Genomic DNA, 19,559 nt, shown 5'->3' with positions numbered 1-19,559 from the left:
AATTTCGCTGACGTCAACAGACGCTGACCTCGACAGAGAGGACACCCTCGTGACAACGGATGTAGATCAGGGGGCAGCCGGGTTTGCGATCGTCGGCTACGCGGCGCGTTTTCCCGGCGCAGCCGATGCCGAGGGCTTCTGGGAGGTATTGAGGCAGGGACGCGATGCCATCTCGGAGATCCCCGGTGAACGATGGAATATGGACGACTTCTACGACCCCGATCCGGATACACCCGGGAAGATGGTGACTCGCCGCGCCGGGCTCATCGAGGACGTCGGATCTTTCGACGCGCCGTTCTTCGGAGTTTCGACGCGCGAGGCCGTGTTCATGGATCCGCAGCACCGGCTGTTGTTGGAGACAACGTGGCAAGCGGTCGAGCATTCCAACACCGCCCCGTCGACGCTGGCGGGCACCAAGACCGGCGTGTTCATCGGTATCTCTACGACCGACTACCTCACGCTGCTGACTAACGCGATGACCGTGGAGGACATCGACGCCTACCTGGCGATCGGCAATGCATCGGCCGCCGCGGCTGGGCGCATCAGTTATCGACTGGGGCTGGTGGGGCCGGCCGTCTCAGTCGACACCGCGTGCAGTTCGTCGCTGGTCGCGGTGCACCAGGCGTGCCAGGCGTTGCGTCTCCGAGAGTGTGATCTCGCGCTGACCGGCGGCGTGGGCCTGTTGATGAGCCCGACGACGATGATCAATTTCTCCCGGGCGCACATGCTGGCGCCCGACGGACGGTGCAAGACCTTCGACGCGGGCGCCGACGGCTATGTCCGCGGTGAAGGCTGCGGCGTCATCGTGGTGAAGCGGCTCGATGACGCGATCCGCGACGGCGACCACATCCGGGCGGTGATCCGGGGTAGCGCGGTCAACCAGGACGGCGCATCGGGTGGTTTGACGGTGCCCAACGGCATCGCCCAGCAGCGGGTAATCGCGGATGCACTGCAAAACGCCGGTGTGGCGGCCTGCGATATCGACTACCTGGAAGCTCATGGCACCGGGACATCGCTGGGTGACCCGATCGAATTGCAAGCTGCCGGTGCGGCATTCGCGACCGGACGCGACCCCGCCCGGCCGCTGTTGGTCGGCTCGGTGAAGACGAACATCGGGCATCTGGAGGCCAGCGCCGGGATCGCCGGCATGATCAAGGTCATCCTGTCGCTGGAGCACCAGCAACTTCCGAAGCACCTGAACTTCCAAAATCCGTCACCGCATATTCCCTGGGACCGCATTCCGGTGCGGGTCGTGGCGGAAACCATCCCTTGGGAACGCAACGGCCGCGCCCGGATTGCGGGGGTCAGTTCGTTCGGCTTCACCGGGACCAACGCCCACGTGGTCGTCCAGGAAGCACCGCACACGACACCGCCGGATACCCTGACACCGCCCGAGGGACGCTTGAGCGTTCTGCCCCTCTCCGCGCGCACGCCAACCGCCCTGGTGGCGCTGGCACACCGATACCGCCGGTGGTTGGAGGCACACCCAGACGCCGCCCTGGCCGACGTGTGCCTGACCGCGGGCGCGGGCCGATCGCACTTCGGCCAGCGCGCCGCGCTGGTGGTGGATTCCACCGCGTCCGCCAGGGAGCTACTCGAGGCGCTCGCCGACGATCGTCCGGCATCGGGATTGGTTCGCGGAGCGTGCTCCGACCCGCCAAAGACAGCCTGGTTGTTCCCGGGCCAAGGCAGCCAATACGTCGGCATGGCGCGGACCTTGTTCGACATCGAACCGGTGTTCGCCGAGACGTTGACCCGGTGCGCTGACGCTGCCGCCGGTATCCTCGAAAAACCGTTGCTGGACGTGATTTTCGGCCGGATACCGAAGATACCTTGCGACACACCTCCTACGCCCAACCGGCCCTGTTCGCGGTGGAGATGGGCCTGGCGCGGCTCTGGCAGTCATGGGGCCTCGAACCCGATGTGGTGGTGGGCCACAGCGTGGGTCAGTACACGGCGGCCTGTGTCGCCGGGGTATTCAGCCTCGAGAACGGGGCACAGCTGATGGCCGAGCGTGGCCGACTGTTCGGCAGCCTGCCGCCCGGCGGCAAAATGGTCGCGGTGTTCGCCGGCGCGGACCGGGTCGAGAGCTTGATCGACCACCACCCACGCCTGTCCGTCGCCGCGTACAACGGTGCCAACACGGTACTTTCCGGCCCCGCAGAAGATCTGGAGCGCGCGATAGCCGGACTTATCGACGAGGAAGTCCGGTGCGACTGGCTCGACACCAGCCACGCCTTTCATTCCGCTCTGCTCGATCCCGTACTGGACGAGTTCGAACAATACCTGGGTTGCTTCGAATTCGCCTCGCCGCAAAAGACATTGGTGTGTAACCGCACCGGCGGCGCAATAGCCCGGGACGTGACTTTGGACGGATCGTACTGGCGCCGCCACGCGCGGCAGCCGGTCGAATTCGCCAAGAGCGTGCGAACGCTTGCCGACCTCGGATGTCGGCTGTTGCTGGAGGTGGGTCCCCAACCGGTGCTCTCCGCCGCAGCCCTGCGGGCGTGGCCCGACCCGGCGAACGCACCTCGCGCAATCGCATCGATGCGTCGAAACGCGAACGACCACAACCAGATCACCGAAGCGCTCGCAGACACGTACATCGCCGGCCACCGTCCCGACTTCGCCGCGTACCAGCACGGCAGGGGTCACAGGGTCGACCTGCCCACTTACCCGTTCGAGCGTCAGACGTATTGGTTCGAAGGACGCAAAGCGCGCACGACCGATGCCGTACGCACGGAAACGGTACGACTACTCGAGGAGGAGCGCGTAGAGGAGCTTGCCGCGCTGGTCGCCGATCCGCGAAATGCCGGCGACGTCGAGGACACCAGCAAGACGGTGGGCATGCTGCAACGACTTGCGGCCCAACACAACCGGGAGCGGAGCATGCAGTCCCTCGCGGACTGCCGCTACGAGATCTGCTGGGAGAAGCTGGCTGCCCCGGCCGCCGCCGCCGGTCGGGATTCCGGCGGCGGGGTCACCTGGCTACTGCTTGCCGACGATCCCGACAACGTCGGCCCACTTCTCGATGTCCTCACCGCGCATGGCCACCGTTACCGGATCCTCAGCCTGCCGGAATCCGACACCGACGAAGAGCGCCTGCGCGCGGAACTACGCGATGCTGCGGCCGAGCAATCCACGTTGCGCATCCTGCACCTGGCAGGTCTCGACCCGGGTGGTGCGGCGTCGACGCGATCGCTGGATCGCCTACAGCACCGGGTCCTCAGCGGCACCCAACGGTTCATCCGCAGCGCCATCGCATCCCAACTGGACCTGAAAATATGGCTGATAACCCGCGGCGCACAACATATTACGGGATCCGACACCGTATCACCCACCCAGTCGTGCCTCTGGGGTCTGGGCCGCACCGTGGCGACCGAAGTAGCGAAGATTTGGGGTGGGCTGGCGGATCTGCCTGCCGGCGGCGGCGGCAACGAGTGGCCCGGATTGATCGCCCACATCCTGCACGGTGCCACCACCGAAGACCAGATCGCCCTGCGGGATAACGCCGTATATGTCGCTCGCGTTTCCCGCCGCACCGAAGAGTTGACGACCCCCGAACTGGGCCTCCGCTCTGACGCAACGTATCTCGTAACCGGCGGACTCGGCGCGATCGGACTCGACATCGCCGAGTACCTTGCTGCACACGGTGCCGGGCAGCTGGTGCTGACCGGTCGACGGGGCCCAAGTGATGCCGCGCAGCGCCGCATCGACGCGATACTCGATCAATTCGGTTGCCAGATACGGATTCTGGCGGCGGACGTCTCAGTTCGGGATGACGTCACCGCACTGTTCACCACAGTGCGCACCGAACTACCCCCGCTGGCGGGTATCGTGCACGCGGCCGGCGAGTTCAATATGGGTCCGGTCGATACCCTCGACGACGCGATGCTGGACCAGGTTTTCACGGGAAAGGTTTGGGGCAGCTGGCATTTGAGCCAGGCCGCGGCCGACCTGCAGTTGGACTTCTTCCTCAGCACATCATCGATCAGCGCACTCTGGCCCAGCCGGGGCTGGATCTATTATGCCTGCGCCAACGCATTCCTCGACGGGTTGGCCTGGTGGCAGCGTCAGCACGGAATTCCCGGCACGGCCGTCGCCCTCGGCCTCTGGCCGGCGGGTATGGCCGACAACAGGACCCGAGACACCTGGGCGGCGCTCGGAGTGGCACCGCTTTCACCGGCCCCGACGCTGGAAGGCATGGCGAAACTCATCGCCTCACCCGCACCGTACGGGATCCTGGCCAAGATCGATTGGCCCCGGTTCCTGCCCTATCAACTGATGCTGCGCAAGCGGAACTTCCACGCGCGCATTGCGCCTGAGGTGCCGGAGAACCCGGTGGGACGGATCTCGGTGGCGACGACGCCGTTGATCGACCAGCTCAAAGCGGCTCCGGTCCAGCAGCGTCGGGCACTGATCCTGGACTACATGCGCGACGCCGTCGCCGAGGTGACGAAAATCGATCCCACTCAAATCCGGGATGACGTCGGGTTTTTCGATCTCGGCATCGACTCACTGATGGCCGTCAACCTGCACCGCAGATTCGAGCAGGGGCTGGGCCGGGAGCTGCCGGTCACCCTCGCCATGGATTATCCGCGGCTGAACGACGCCGCGGAGTACCTGCTTCGAGACGTCCTCGGTCTAGGTGCGCCGGCATCCGCCGAGTCGACAGCCGAGCCGGTTCCGTTGGCGACGGTGCGCACCGACGAGCCGATCGCGATCGTCGGAATCGCCTGCCGCTTTCCAGGTGCGCCTGACCCCGACGCGTTCTGGGAGGTGCTGTCGAACGGCGTGGACGCGATCCGGGAGATCCCGGACGACCGCTTCGACATCGACGAGTACTACGACCCGGATCCAGACACACCGGGCAAGATCTACACCCGCTATGGCGGATTCCTGGACGCGGTCGACGGATTCGATCCGGAATTCTTCGGCATCTCCCCGCGTGAAACCGTCTGGATAGATCCGCAACAGCGGTTGATGCTCGAGATTGCCTGGGAGGGCCTGGAAAGCGCCGGATATTCACCTGCGGCGTTACGCGGCAGCCGAAGTGGCGTCTTTGTCGGCGTGTGCAGCAACGAATATTCGCATGTTTTGGCGGCCAGCACTTTTGAGAGCATCGAAGCTCAATTCGGCACCGGCAACTCGATCAGCGTTATCGCAGGCCGGGTTGCGTTCGCGCTCGGCCTGGAGGGCCCGGCGATGGCGGTGGATACCGCGTGCAGCTCCTCGCTGGTCGCCATCCATCAGGCCTGCCACGCATTGCACGCCGGCGACTGCGACATGGCGCTGGCCGGTGGGGTGAACGTGCTGCTGAGTCCGGCATCACTCATCGCCACCTCGCGCGCCAAAATGCTCTCCCCCGATGGACGTTGCAAGACCTTCGACGCCGCGGCGGACGGCTATGTGCGCAGTGAGGGATGCGGGGTCCTGGTTCTCAAGAGGCTGAGCGACGCGGAACGAGACGGCGACCGCATTCGCGCGGTCATCCAGGGGAGCGCCGTCAATCAGGACGGCGCCTCCAGCGGCCTGACGGTGCCCAACGGCGGCGCACAACAACGCCTTATCGCCACCACACTGGCCCGTGCCGGTATCGCCGGTCGCGATGTCGACTACCTGGAAGCGCACGGCACGGGCACGTCGCTGGGAGATCCGATCGAGGTGCAGGCCGCGGCGGCCGTTTACGGTGCCGGCCGTCCGGCCGGTGACCCGTTGCTGATCGGATCGGTGAAGACGAACGTCGGACATCTGGAGTCCGCGGCGGGAGTCGCCGGTGTGATCAAGGTTGTGTTGGCGTTGCAGCACGGAGTGTTGCCGCAGAACCTCCACTTCAGGACACCATCGCCGCACATTCCCTGGAACTCGTTGCCGGTCCGGGTGCTTGACAAGGCAGTGCCGTGGCAGGGCTCCACCGATAATGTTGGCCGGCCACGCCGTGCCGGGATAAGTTCTTTCGGGTTCTCCGGCACCAATGCGCACGTGCTGATCGAGGAGGCGCCGCAGGCTTCACCTCAAGTCGATGTCACGGCGGCAGAACCGACGACCAGTGCCGGACGGCCTGCCGTGTTGGCGCTTTCGGCGCGTTCAGCTCCCGCGTTGATGAGATTGGCGCAGCGCTATTCGACCTGGTTGAGCGAGCATCCGGATGCCGACTTGGCCGACGTGTGTTTCACCGCCGGGGCGGGGCGTTCGCATTTCGAGCATCGGGCAGCGTTGGTGGTGGATTCGGTCCAGCAGGCTCATGAGCTCTTGACCGGACTGGCCGAGAATCGGCTGGGACCGGGTGCGGTGCGTGGCGAGTGCGGGGACCCACCGAAGACGGCGTGGTTTTTCACCGGGCAGGGCAGCCAGTATCCGGGGATGGCGCGCGAATTATTCGACAGCGAACCGGTGTTCGCCGACACCGTGACCCGATGCGCACAGGCGGTCGAGGAGATCACGGCACGTCCGCTGCTGGAGGTGGTGTTCGGCACCGACAGCGATGCCGCAGATGTACTGCGCCACACGTCATTTGCACAGCCGGCTCTGTTCGCCATCGAAATGGGTCTGGCACGACTTTGGCAGTCCTGGGGTATCGAGCCCGACGTGGTGCTGGGCCACAGCGTCGGCCAGTACGCGGCGGCGTGCGTGGCGGGGGTATTCAGCATCGAGGACGGAGCACGGTTGATCGCCCAGCGCGGCCGCGTGTTCGGGACTCTGCCCGATGGCGGGCGGATGGTGGCAATGTTCGCTGACGCCAAGCAGGTGGAGGGCATCGCCGCCAAGTTCCCGCGGGTATCGGTGGCTGCCTACAACGGCTCCAACACCGTGCTGTCGGGTCCGGGCGAGGATCTGGAGCAGATAGTCGCCGGCAATGACGGAATCCGGGGTAACTGGCTCGAGACCAGTCACGCCTTCCATTCCGAACTGATGGAGCCGGCACTCGACGAATTCGAATTATGTGCGGCCCGAGTAAAATCCGGAGTGCCGGCCCTCCCGCTGATCTGCAATCGCACTGGCTCGGTGATCACTTCCGACAACCCGCTGGATGCCCAGTATTGGCGAAAGCATTCGCGTCAGCCGGTGCGGTTCGCCGAAAGTGTGCGCACGGTCGCGGAGCTGGGCTGCTCGGTACTGATGGAGCTTGGTCCGCAGCCGATTCTGACCGGCGCCGCCATGCAGATCTGGCCGGAATCGTTGGTGACTCCGCGCGCCATCGTTTCCCTGCGGAAGGGCACTGATGCCCGGCGCCAGATCACCGAGGCGCTGGCGGCCGCCTATGCGGCGGGATGCCGGCCGGACTTCGCTGCTGTCCATCATCGGCCACGCAACCGGGTCGAGTTGCCCACCTACCCGTTCCAGCGCCGCCGCTTCTGGCCGAAGACTTCGGGTCTTCGCGCAGACGGCGCTGCCAGTTCCGGCATTTTGGGCAGCGGAAAGGATCTCGCGTCCGGCGACGTCGTCTACACCAGTTTGATGTCCGTGAGATCACAGCCGTGGCTGTCGGATCACGTCATCTACGGCACCGTTGTCGTTCCGGGTGCGACGTACGCGGCGATGGCCCTGGCTGCGGCCGGAGCGCCGGCACAGGTACGGGAGGTCTTCTTCTACGAACCGATCATCCTGGGCGAGAAGACAACCCGCGAGGTACAGCTAACTCTGCATCCGGTCGATGAGGGCGGTTGGACATTTCGGGTGGATAGCCGCCTCTACGGAGAGCGCGACGCCGAGTGGTCGCTGAATGCAGATGGCAAGGTGACGGCAGGACTAAGCGATGAGCCGGAGCCGGAGTCGCAATGGGAGGAGTCCATCGACGCCTTGTGCGAGCGGTTGGCCCGTACTCGCCCCCAGCAGTTATTCGAGGCTCTTGCCGACATGGAACTGGCATTGGGACCCACCTGGTCCACTTCGCTGAAGTCGCTGTGGGTGGGCGAGGGTGAATCGGTGGGCGATATAACCGTGGGTCCGGAGCTGGCCGAGCAACTCGCCAGCGAGCCGGTCCATCCCGTGCTGCTGGACCTGTGCACCGGCGTCGCGTCCCCCGCGTCCCCGATGGTTCGCGCCGCCGCTGAACTTGGGCAGTCCGCAGCGGCTCTGTTCCTGCCGCTGCAGTACGGGCGAGTGGAACTGCGAGAGCGGATGCCACGACGCTTCTATTGCCGCGCGAGGTGGCAGCCCGGCGATCACGACGGCGAGACCCAGGCCTTCGATCTCGATTTCGTCGACCGGGATGGCCGGCGGCTGGGCGGAATTCGTGATTTCAAGGTGAAGCGAGCACCCCGGGAGGCGTTGTTGCGCGGGCTCGGTGGGGACTCCACCCGCAACCTTTACACCGTCGGCTGGCGCGAGGTCGCCGGTGCCGGTGCAGGTGGGGCAAGTGGGGCTTCCCTCACCTGGTTGATTGCGGGTTTCGACAAGCTGGCGGCCGACGTGCCGGGCTGCCTCCGGTCCAGCCGCACAACGGATCTGCAGACTTGGACGCAGATGCTGGCGCAGGCTCAGGAGCGCGGTGTGCCGGTCACCGGCATCGTGTGGGGCGCCACCGCGCCTCCCGGCGCAGAGGAGCCGAGTGCTGAATTCAACGCACGCCTCGAGACCGAGATCGACGAATTGCTCAGGGTGGTGCACACCCTGCTGGCCCATGAGGCGACGAGACTTCCCGGAGGTCTGTGGATCGTCACCCAACGGGCGGTGGCGACCGAATCCGGCGAGCCGGTCGACCCGGTGCAGGCGGCGCTGTGGGGACTCGGGCGCAGCATTGTCGCCGAGCAACCACAACTGCGTTGCCGACTGGTCGACCACGACGGTTCTGACGACGCCGTGCGGGCGCTGGCCAGCCTCCTCGCTACTCAACCTGATGAATCCGAAGTCGCGCTGCGACAAGGAAAGTTGCTGGTGCCGCGGCTGCTGCCCTGGGCGCGGGGCGGCCACCTGACGGTTCCCCGTGCGACTGACTATGCCCTGGAACCGACCGAACGCGGCGCCATCAACAACCTGCGCCTGGCCGAGACGGAAGTACCCGCACCCTTTGCGGGCCATGTCCAGGTTCGGGTAGAGGCCGCCGGTCTGAACTTCCGCGATGTGCTCAATGTGCTCGGCCTCTACCCGGGCTACGCCGGGCCGGTCGGCGGCGATATCTGCGGCATCGTCACCGCCGTGGGCCCTGGGGTCACCGAGTTCGAGGTTGGACAACGGGTTTTCGGAGCAACGGCGGGATCGATGGCCAGCCGGGCAAACGTGCCCGTTCGGTTCCTTGCGGCGGCACCGGACGGTATCGACGCGACGGCAGCGGCGAGCACACCGACCGCGATGCTCACCGCGTTCCTCGCGTTCGACTGGGCGAAGCTGGGACCGGGTGACCGGGTGCTCATTCACGCCGCCAGTGGTGGCGTCGGCCTGGCCGCGATCCAGGTGGCGCGCCAGCGCGGCGCATCCGTCTTCGCGACCGCGAGCGAGTACAAGCGTGCGACGCTGCACCAGATCGGCGTGCAGCATATCTACGACTCGCGCAGTACGGATTTCGCGGATCAGATCCTCGCGGACACCGACGGCGCAGGTGTCACCGTCGTGCTCAACAGCCTGACCGGCGAGGGATTCATCGAAGCGACGCTGCGGGCGACCGCCCAGGGCGCCCGGTTCGTCGAAATTGCCAAACGGGACATCTGGACCCATGAGCAGATGGCCGCTGCGCGCCCGGACATCGACTACGAGATCGTTGCGCTGGACCTGCTGATGATGCAGGACCCGGCGCGCATCCACGGTTTGATGTCCGTCCTGGCTCAGGGGCTGGCCAGCGGGGAACTCGTACCGCCTGCTCTCGAGATCTACCCGCTTGCCGACGCCAAGACCGCGTTTCGCCGCATGCAGCAGGCAAGACATATCGGAAAAATCGTGTTACAGATGCCGAAACCGCTTCACGGTCGCGGCGATCGGAGCTATCTGATCACCGGCGGACTCGGAGCACTAGGCATGCACACCGCGGCCCATCTCGCCCAACTCGGGGCCGGCGACATCGTCTTGACCAGCCGCCGCGCGCCCGACGCCGACATGCAACGGGATATTGACACCATCACGGAGCGCTACCGGTGCCGTATCCACACCTTTGCGGCCGACGTCGGCGACGAGGACCAGCTCGCCGCGCTGCTCGAGCGGATCCGGGCCGATTTGCCGCCGCTTGCCGGCGTGGCTCACCTGGCGGGTGTGCTCGACGACGCCCTGCTGCCCCAACAGAGCTTGGCGCGATTCCGGAGTAGCATGCGACCAAAAGCGCTGGGCGCCTGGCATTTACATCGACTAACCAGCGAGGACGACCTCGACTTCTTCGTCATGTACTCGTCGGGCGCCAGCGTACTGGGAGCAGCGGGGCAGGCCAACTACGCGACCGCCAACGCGCTGCTGGACGGGCTCGTTGCCTATCGCAAGGCGCAAGGCCTGCCCGCGACCAGCATCAACTTCGGCCCGTGGGCGCACGGCGGTATGGCAAGTTCGGATGCCGCGCGCACCAATCTTGGTGCACGAGGACTGATTCCGCTGGCGCCCGACGCCGCTTTGAACGCGGTCAGTGAGATCGTCGCGCACGGAATCGCGCAGGTGGTCGTGGTGAAGGCCAATTGGCAACGCGTCGCGAAGCTGCTGAGCGCCCACCGCCCACCCGTTCTCGAATATGTGTTGCCCAGCGATGTCTCGGCGACGCCCGTCGACAGTGCACTGCTGCGGCAACTCAAGGAGGTGCCGACGCCGCAACTGGCCGGCTTCCTCACCGAGCATCTGCAGGCCGAACTTCAACACTTCCTGGGACTCGCGCAGCCACCGGCCGCATCCAGCCGTTTCCTCGAACTCGGCATGGATTCGCTGATGGCAGTGGAACTTCGGAACCGGTTGCTGGGCCAGTTCGGTGGTGCTTTCACGATCACCGCCACGGCGGTGTTCGATTACCCGACAATCACGGCGTTCGCCGAGCACCTGGCCGAGCAGATTGCGACGACGTAGATGGATGACTCCGACGGATCCGTGTCCGAACCGATTTCGGCACATCTTGCTGACGACCTTATGTCGACGACCCCGGGTGGGTGGCACAAGTTTTACGATCAACTCAGCCGTCGCTTCGCGGCCGTGGGATTGGCCAAGGTCTCGCATTTTCTGAACTATGGTTACGCCGCAACGGATTCTGGCAATGACTCCACCGCTGTCATCCGCGACGGTACATTCAACGCCAATTCGGTCCGCCTGGTGTTCGAGCTCATCGGATCGCTCGACCTGAACGACCGCGCCATCATCGACATCGGATGCGGCCGCGGTGGTACTGCCGCACTTGTCGCGGAGACGTTCAACGCGCAAGTGACGGGTATCGACAGGTCCTCGGAGGCGATCGCCTTCTGCCGTTCGACACACCTCAATCCCTCGCTGCGCTTCGAGGTGGGCGACGCCTTGAACCTTCCGCTGGACAACGAGTCCTGCGATGTCGTCATGAATGTGGAGTCATCGCATTCCTACAGCAATCTCGGTAAGTTCCTTGGTGAAGTGCGCCGGATCAGCCGACCCGGAGCCTGGTTCCTGCACACCGATCTGTTGGGTTCTTACGAGTGGGACCAGATCAGGACGCGCTTGAAGGCGCTGGATTTCTCGATCGAGAACGAGCGCGACATCACCGCCAATGTCATCGCTTCGCGTAACCAGGCCGTCGGTGACTGGGATCGGATCTACGGCGACACCGGGCCTCGGGTAGCCAACTTCCTTGCCCTGCCCGGCTCTGTGGTCTACGAGCAGCTGAGGGCAGGCATCTTGGAGTACAAGATAATGAGATCTCGCCTGCAGACGCCGGGTGCGGAGTAGGACGAAAGCGGCACAAACGAGCCGGCGAATGAATCGCGGCCACCCACTAGAGCAACCCGAGCAGTCGCAAGTCTGTGACGTATCTGACGATGGTCGACGCAGAGACGTGCGGGATCTCCGGATTATCCTTGTCCGGGCCGATTTTCGCTCCCCGGACCGCGCCGCGGAATCGCTCGTTCGCAACGGCGGATCCGCGGGTCGGCTCGGGTGGCGCTGGATCTGCCAAGCGGTACAACGACAAAGCCGGCAGCACCGAATGCCGCCGCTGGCGGTCCGGGAGGGCCCGTAAGCCGGCCTCGCATCGCCGCACCCATTCTCCGAAATCGTCGATGCGCTCGATGGGGTAACCGGCCTCGACCAGCCAGTCGACGTACTCGTCGAGTCCGATGCCGTCATCGTGGGTGTTCATCACATGGAACGTCGAAAACCCGTCAGCAAGTTGGAGACCCAGCGTGGCGATCGCCTCGGCGACGAAGGTGACCGGCAGCCCGTCGAAGTGTGCGCGTTGCCGGTTGCCGTCGGCGTCGAGCTGATAGAACGAACCCGGAGCGGTGCCGGTGGCCAGGATGCTCAGTAGTCCCCTGGTGAAGGTGTCCGACACGTTGATTTGTCCCGCAAAGCTGCTGTCCGCCAGGATCATTCCGCAGCGGAACACCGCCACCGGCAGCCCGCACAGGTCGTTGACCTCACGCAGCAAGACCTCGCCGGCCCACTTGCTATTGCCGTAGCCAACGGTATAGCCGTGATGGTTGGCCCGGGTGGGGCTGATAACCCGGATGTCGGCATCCTCGGTGAAGGCCGACGCCTCGATCTGGTCTCCGACGTTCGCGGTGGAGGTGTATGCGTAGGTTTTCAGCTTGGTAGTGAGCGCGAGGCGGATCAGTTCGGCGGTGCCTACCACGTTGGGCCCGAATAGTTCGCTATAGGGCAGGATGCCGTTGACCAGGGCTGCCGAATCGACGATCAGGTCGACGGTATCGGCCAGCCGCCGCCAAACCTGTTGATCCAGACCAAGATGCGGCTCGGACTTGTCACCGGCGATGACCTCCAGACGATGGGCGGCCAGTTCGTGGAAGTGCCGCAACAGTTTCGGGTCGCCGCTGTCGAATGTCCTGTCCAGCCGGCGCCGGGCGTCCTCGTCGGAGATGCCGCGCACCAGGCATATCAGCCGGCCGCCGATCGGCTCCAGGCATTCCATCAGTTTCAGGACCAGAAAACGTCCGAGGAAACCGGTCGCCCCGGTCAGCAACACCGTCCGCACCCCGGCGCTCGGGCGCGGCAACGCCGGTGCATCGGCGAGCGTCGCGGCGTCGATGAACTTGTCGAGGGTGAGTTCGCCGGCGTGGACAACGGCCGCTTCACGTCCATGAACCGAGGCGAAGCTGGGCGAGCTGGCATGTCGGCTCAGCTGCCGACTCAGGCCGGTCACTGATTGCGCTTCGAATACCGTACGCACCGCAAGGTCGGTGTCCAGGCTGGTGTTGATCGCGGCGATCAGCCGCATGGCCGACAGCGAATCCCCGCCGAGATCGAAAAACGAGTCATCGGCCCCTACCCGATCGAGTCCGAGCACCTCGGCGTAGATGCCCGCCAGGATCTCCTCGACGGGGGTGGCGGGGGCGCGATAACGATCGGCAGCGGTGTACTGCGGCAAAGGCAGCGCCCGGGTGTCCAGCTTGCCGTTGACCGTCAACGGCAACTCGTCGATCACCAGCACCGCGGCCGGCACCAGGTAGCCCGGAAGTCGTTCAGCCACTGCGGCTCGCACCGCAGCGGGGTCTACCGAACCGGTCACGTAGCCCACCAGACGCTTGTCGCCGGGCCTGTCTTCGCGGGCGATCACCACCGCCTGCCGCACGCCTTCGCACTGGCCCAACGCCGCGCGCACCTCGCCCAGTTCGATGCGATACCCACGCACCTTCACCTGCTCGTCGGCGCGCCCCACATAGTCCAGCTGCCCATCGGTCCGCCAGCGCACCAAGTCCCCGGTGCGGTACATGCGGCCCCCCGACCCACCGAACGGACATGCCACGAACCGCGCTGCGGTCAACCCTGACCGACCCCAATATCCAACTCCCACAACGCTACCCGCAATGTATAACTCACCCACCACACCCACCGGGACCGTCCGCAACCGCCCGTCAAGCACGAACAACGCCGCCCCCGGCACTGGCGAACCGATCGGCGCCACGCCGGCCCCCGCCTGTAATGGCTCACTTATCGACGCATAGATCGTCGTCTCGGTCGGGCCGTAGGCGTTGATCATCACGTGCCCCGGCGCCCACCGATCCACCACCTCGGGCGGGCAGGGCTCGCCACCCACCACCAGCGCAACCGAATCCATTCCCTCGACGGGCAACATCCCCACCGCAGAGGGGGTTTGAGTCAGCACGTTGACACCCTCAGAGACCAGCAACGCATGAAAATCTTCGGCTGAGGCGGCGGTGGGCTCGGGCACGATCACCAGTCGCCCGCCGCGCAGCAAGGCACCCCAGATCTCCCACACCGAGAAGTCGAACGCCAGGGAATGGCATTGCGGCCACACCTGTTCCGGCGCCGCGGGCAGTCCCCCGTCGAAGGACATGACCTGCTGGGTCACGTTGCGGTGCGTGATCGCGACGCCCTTGGGGACGCCGGTGGTGCCCGATGTGTAGATGAGATAGGCGATGTCGTCACTGGCCGGGGCGTGGTTCGAGCCTCCCGCGAGGCAGGGGCCGGAAATCGAGTCGTTGACGTCGATCACCGTCAATTCGTGCCCGTCGAATCGGGCACGCAGACCGGCGGTGGTGATGGCGGCCGTCGGTGTGGCATCGGCAAGCATGAATTCCAGGCGCACGGCGGGCAGGCCGGGATCCAAAGGAAGATAGGCCGCCCCGGCCTTCAGGACCGCCAGTATGGCAACAACGGCTTCGGCCGACCGCTCGAGAAGCAGTGCGACCCGCGCACCCACGCCGACACCGTGGCCGCAGATCAACTGCGCCAGCCGATTCGCGGCCTCATCAATTTCGCGATACGTCCACGACCTTCGTCCGTGGGTCAGGGCCACCGCGGCCGGGCTGCGCGCGACCTGGGTCGCCCACACTTCCGGGATCGACGCCCCGGGGCTCGCGGCCCGGGTCAGCACCGCGCGGTTGCCCCACTCGTCCAGCCGGGCAACGGAAACCTCGTCGACCAGCACCACCGACGACACCCGGCGGGCTGGATCGGACGTCATCGCCTCCAACACCCGTTCAAACCAGTCGATCAGCATTTCGATGCGGTCCGCGTCGAAGACATCGGTGCGAAATTCCACGCCGCCCCGGATTCCCGCCGGTTCACCACTTTCGGTCCAGAATTCACCGAGGGAAAACGTCAGGTCCATGCGGGCGCTGCGGGTATTCACCGGCCGCGGCGTGACGTGCAGGTCGCCGAGCGTCAGCCCGGCGGCGGGGTCTAGCTCTTGGCCGGGCACGTTCTGCCAAGCCAACACCACCTGAACCAACGGGTGCCGGGTCAGGCTACGGGGCGGGTTGAGCCGCTCGACCAAGACCTCGAAGGGCACATCCTGATGCTCGTAGGCTTCCAGGCTGCGCTGTCGCACCTGGGCCAGCACTGCGGCGAAAGTGGGGTCGCCGGCCATGTCGACCCGGAGCGCCAAGGTGTTGACAAAGAACCCGACCAAGTCGTCCAGCGCCGGGTCGCGCCGCCCGGCGATCGGAAAGCCAACCACCACATCGCTTCTGGCGCCGATTGTGGACAGCAACACGGCCAGCGCGGCCTGGATCACCATGAAGCTGGTCGCGTTGTGTGCGCTGGCCGTACCGGCGATCTGCTGCTGCAGTTGCGACGGCCAGTCCACCGCTACCTGGGCGCCGCGATAATCGGCGAAAGGTGGATAGGGCCGAACGGTCGGAAGCGCCACGGGCCCGGGCAGCCCGGCCAGGGCCTCCTCCCAGAACCGCAGCTCCGTAGCGATCCGGCTGCCGCGATCGCCGAGGTCGCCCAGCTGCGCACGCTGCCACAAGGCGTAGTCGGCGTACTGCACCGGCAGCGGCAACCAGTCGGGGGCCCGCCCCGAGCACCGGCTGGCGTACGCGACGGCGATATCGCGGGCCAGCGGGGTGATCGACCAACCGTCGGCGGCGATGTGGTGCAGCACGAGCACCAGCGCATGCTCGTTGTCGGAGAGACGGAAAAGTGTTGCCCGTAACGGGATCTCGTCAGACAGCCGGAACGGGTGACGTGCCGCGGTGTCAATGGCCGCATCCAATCGACTCGCCGGCCATCCGGTGGTGTCGATCATCTGCCAGCCGAAATCTGCTTGCGACGAGGGTATTACCAGTTGGTAGGGCATCCCCTCGGGCGCCGGGAACACCGTGCGCAGGCTCTCATGCCGCTCCACCACGTCGGACAACGCCGCACCCAGTGCCTCCGCATTGAGCCGACCGCGCAGCAGCAATGCTACGGCCATATTGTAAACCGGCGCAGGACCTTGGATTTGGTCGATAAACCACAAACGACTCTGCGCGAACGACAACGGAACTACGGCGGGCCGTTGTTGCACAGCCAACGCCGTGCCGCCCGTGCGACCAGCTTGCGACCGCACCAGCTCGGACACTCCCGCCACCGTAGGAGCCTCGAAGAACGCTCGGATTCCAACCTCGATACCCAGCTCGGCCCGGATCCGCGCCAGCAACCGCATCGCCGACAGCGAATGGCCGCCCATGTCGAAGAACCCGTCATCAATGCCGACTGCCGCCGCCCCGAGTACCTCGCCGAACAGTCCGGCCAACACGTCTTCGCGCCCGTCACGCGGCGCCCGGTACGCCACGCTGCTGACAAACTCCGGAGCCGGCAGAGCCCGCCGATCGAGTTTGCCGTTGACCGTCAGCGGCAGCGCATCCAGCACCATGATCGCCGCGGGGACCATGTACTGCGGCAGCCGTCCGGCGGCATACTCGCGCAACTCGACCGCGAATCCTGTCGGTCCCGGATCCTCTACCTGCGCATCGAGCACCACATAGCCCACCAGCTGTTTGTCGCCGATTCCGTCCGCCGCTCCGGCAGAGCCGGTGCGCGCGAGGACCGCCGCCTGCGCCACGCGTGGATGGGTCCTCAGTGCCGCTTCGATCTCACCGAGTTCGATGCGGTATCCGCGGATCTTGACCTGCTCATCCGCGCGCCCGAGATACTCCAGCTGTCCGTCCGGACGCCACCGCACCAGATCCCCGGTGCGATACATGCGTCTCCCCGCGCCGCCGAACGGGCAGGCGACAAACCGCGCCGCGGTCAACCCGGCCCGACGCACATATCCCACGCCCACCGCGGACCCGGCCACATAGAGCTCCCCTACCACTCCGGCCGGCACTGGCCGCAGCCACCCGTCGAGCACAAAGAAAGCTGCGCCCGTCACCGGGGAACCGATGGGCGGAACCCCCGACCCTGGGCTCAACGGAGCGCTGATGGCCACATCCACCGTGGTCTCGGTCGGGCCGTACACGTTGATCATCACCCGGCCGGGTGCCCACCGATCCACCAGTTCGGATGTGCATGGCTCGGCCCCCACCAGCAGGGACACCGCCGGCAATCCTTCAGACGACAAAACGCTTACCGCGGAGGCGGTTTGACTCAGCACGGTAATCTGTTCGGCGACCAGCAACGCGTGAAATTCTTCCGGTGCGGCCGCCACCGACTCGGGCACGATGACCAGTCGTCCACCGCCGAGCAATGCGCCGAAGATCTCCTGTACCGAGGCGTCGAACGCCAGCGAATGCCATTGCGACCACACGCCCGCCGCCGGCAGGCGCGCATGCAGCGCATGCACCAGGTGAATCACGTTGCGATGCGTAGTTACAACGCCTTTCGGCGCCCCAGTGGTGCCCGAGGTGTAGATGACGTATGCGATATCGTCGGCACTCGCGGCCGATAGTTGTTCGCCGACTTGAGCTTCGGGGACCACAGCGCCGAGCTCGTTGATATCGATGACCGGCAGCCCGAGCCCATCCAGCCGTTGGCGCAACCGGGTGGTGGCGATAACGGCGACCGGCGCGGCGTCATCAATGATGAATCCGATCCGAGGGGCCGGCAGCGACGGGTCGATCGGCAGATACGCCGCGCCCGCCTTGAGTACCGCCAAGATTGCCATGACAGCCGAAGCGGATCGCGGAACGAGCAGTCCCACAATTGTTCCCGGGCCGACACCACGATGGGCCAGGAGATGCGCCAGTCGGTTGGCTGCCTCGTCGAGTTCCCGATACGTCATCGACAGGCCCTCGAAGGTCACCGCCGCCGCCTCCGGCGTGCGGGTCACCTGCTCGGCGAACAACTCAGAAATCGTGACCGCCGGCCCCGAAAATTCTGAGTGCTCGGTCAACGTCGCCCGGTTACCCCACCCGTCCAGGCGGGCATGGTCACCCCCATCGAGCAGCTCGAGCGACGAGAGCCGCCGGCCCGGGTCGGCAGTCATCCCCAGCAGCACCTGCTCCAACCGTCGCGCCAAATCGGAGACCTCGAAACTCGAAAACGGTTGCGCTGCGCCGGCCGTACCGAACGAGACCTGGTCGCCGGCCCCCCCGAAGATGAAGCCGAAGCTGCTCGGCAGTCCGATATTCGCCTGCAGTATCGATGCTTCGAGACCTATAAGATCGAGGGCAGTCTTGCCGGGCACGAAATTGACGCTCACCCGGTCGGCCGGTAGCACCGATCCACCACGGGATTGCCGCTCCAGGGCATGCACCGGAAATCGCTGATGCTGCACCGCTTCCCGTATTCGCTGGTCGACGTGAGCACAGAAGTCGGCAACCGTGGCTACCGGGAGAACGCTCAAGACTAAGGGGACTACTCCCGCCAGCATTCCGGGAATACGCTTCGAGTCCGGGCGCACCCGCCTGCTCACCGGGAAGTCGAGAACCACCTCTGGCCCGTCGGCGCACCAACCATGCACCAGTAGCGCGCATGCAGCAGCCATGACCGACGATTGAGACATGGTCCACGCCTGGGCCAACTGTTGAGTGCGGCGGAGGGCTTGCGCGTCCAATCGGACCGGTACCGAGGATGAACGCTGGTCAGCCACCCGTGGGGCCCTTGGCATCCGGTATCGCGGTCCGCGTTCCGCCGGCAAGTTCCTGCTCCAGTAGGTCTGATCTTCCAGAAAGTCCTCGGACGCTTCATATTCCGACTCGCACCGGACCAGATCCTGCAATGAGCCGAAGAAGGCCGGGGGAATGGGTTTCTGCGAAACGATCGCGGAGTAGACAGTCGCCAAGCGATTGAACACCAGCGCGATACCTGTGCCATCGATCGCGATGTGGTGCCCGCATGCGAACAGGTAGTGTTCATCGTCCCATGTCTGAAACAGCGCGAATGTGAAGAGTGGGCCGGTCAGCGGCATGGGGGTGCTCTGTATCGCTGCTGCGAGTGCGCGGGCTTCCTGCACGGGATGGCGCGAGCTACTCAGGTCATGGAACACGACGGCGGCATCGGGGTATTCGATCGCCTTTTGAAAGACCTGGCCGTCGGTCTCGAAGATGGTGACCCTCGGCGGTTCGGCCTCCTGAAGCACTCGGCGCATCGCCTGCTCAACAGCCACGCGGTCGATCGCGCCGTCGATCCTGGCAAACAGCCCGAGTTGCCATTCCACATCCAGGTGGCCCGTTTGATGAGCCAGCCAGATGTCGAACTGCCCAGGCGTCAGCGGAACCGCCCGGTCATCGCGTTCCATCCGACTAGCCCCGCTTCGCTGCGAACAGTCACCCACAGTGAGTAGT

General features: G+C 65.5%; 2 protein-coding genes and 1 pseudogene. 2 read left to right on the top strand and 1 reads right to left on the bottom strand.

What is annotated here, in order from left to right:
* Positions 1–49: 49 nt before the first annotated feature.
* Together ACNQS7_RS27595 and ACNQS7_RS27590 are read left to right on the top strand one after the other, a co-directional pair.
* Positions 50–10,971 (top strand): annotated as a pseudogene (locus ACNQS7_RS27595) (SDR family NAD(P)-dependent oxidoreductase).
* Entirely contained in the window at positions 10,972–11,814 is an 843-nt protein-coding gene (locus tag ACNQS7_RS27590; protein WP_418015041.1) for a class I SAM-dependent methyltransferase, read from the top strand.
* Between the two features lie 46 nt (positions 11,815–11,860).
* Here ACNQS7_RS27590 and ACNQS7_RS27585 read toward each other — a convergent pair whose 3' ends face one another.
* A complete protein-coding gene (locus ACNQS7_RS27585) occupies positions 11,861–19,513 on the bottom strand; it encodes an amino acid adenylation domain-containing protein (RefSeq protein WP_418015040.1) in 7,653 nt (2,550 codons plus the stop codon).
* Between the last annotated feature and the right edge of the window lie 46 nt (positions 19,514–19,559).

It is taken from the genome of Mycobacterium sp. 23, from assembly GCF_048287075.1.
In the GTDB taxonomy this organism is placed as follows: Bacteria; Actinomycetota; Actinomycetes; order Mycobacteriales; family Mycobacteriaceae; genus Mycobacterium; species Mycobacterium gordonae_B.
This window is presented reverse-complemented; position numbering and strand designations above follow the sequence as displayed.

Excerpts from the sequence above, each read along its gene's own strand:
- ACNQS7_RS27590 (WP_418015041.1), top strand. The coding sequence starts at position 10,972 with ATGGATGACTCCGACGGATCCGTGTCCGAACCGATTTCGGCACATCTT.
- ACNQS7_RS27585 (WP_418015040.1), bottom strand. The coding sequence starts at position 19,513 with ATGGAACGCGATGACCGGGCGGTTCCGCTGACGCCTGGGCAGTTCGAC.